This window comes from Acuticoccus kandeliae (assembly GCF_003073115.1).
On the sequence record NZ_QBBV01000029.1, the window covers coordinates 1 to 583 of the forward strand.

The 583-nt window shown below is 72.0% G+C and carries 2 protein-coding genes; both read right to left on the bottom strand.

The genetic code is table 11. The annotated features are described in order from the left end of the window. Positions 1-240, bottom strand: a 240-nt coding sequence (locus DBV35_RS29135; RefSeq protein WP_342752405.1) for an SPFH domain-containing protein, incomplete at its 3' end; no start/stop codon positions are given. A gap of 88 nt (positions 241-328) precedes the next feature. Continuing rightward, on the bottom strand, positions 329-583 hold a 255-nt coding region (locus DBV35_RS29140; RefSeq protein ID WP_170135076.1), incomplete at its 5' end, for an NfeD family protein.

A 583-nucleotide genomic window follows, 5' to 3' on the forward strand; every position in this document is an offset into this window, starting at 1 on the left:
GTTCTGCGTGATGACCGGCTGCGGCGGGAACGACACGACCTGCTCACGCAGGTCGACCCGCTCGCGGGTGCGGTCGACGAACGGCACCAGGATGGCCGGGCCGCCCTCCCGGATGCTGTGGTAGCGGCCCAGCCGCTCGATGATGTACGCCCACTCCTGCGGGACGATGACGACCGACTTGACGACGATCGTCACGACCAGCACGAGCAGGACGATGCCGATGATGAACTCGGCGCCCATGTGCTCTCCCCTCCTGCGCGCCGGAGAACCGGCGCCCGTGTCGCCCCGGAGTCCCCGGGGCGTCGTGGCCGTCCCGCCGCGGTGGCGGTCAGGACGGCGGTAGCTCCCCCCGACCGGTGACGAGCACGGCCGCCCCGGTCACCTGCAGGATCGTGACGGTGGCGCCGGCCTCGAGGACCTCCACCCCGTCCATCGACCGCGCCGACCACACCTCGTGTCCGATCCGCACCTGCCCACGCTCGCCGTCGACGCGCTGCACGACCTCGGCGGAGGCGCCGACGAACCGGTCCTGGTGGCGTTCGAACGTGCCCATGTGCTCGGCCAGCCTGCGTTTCGCCACCGG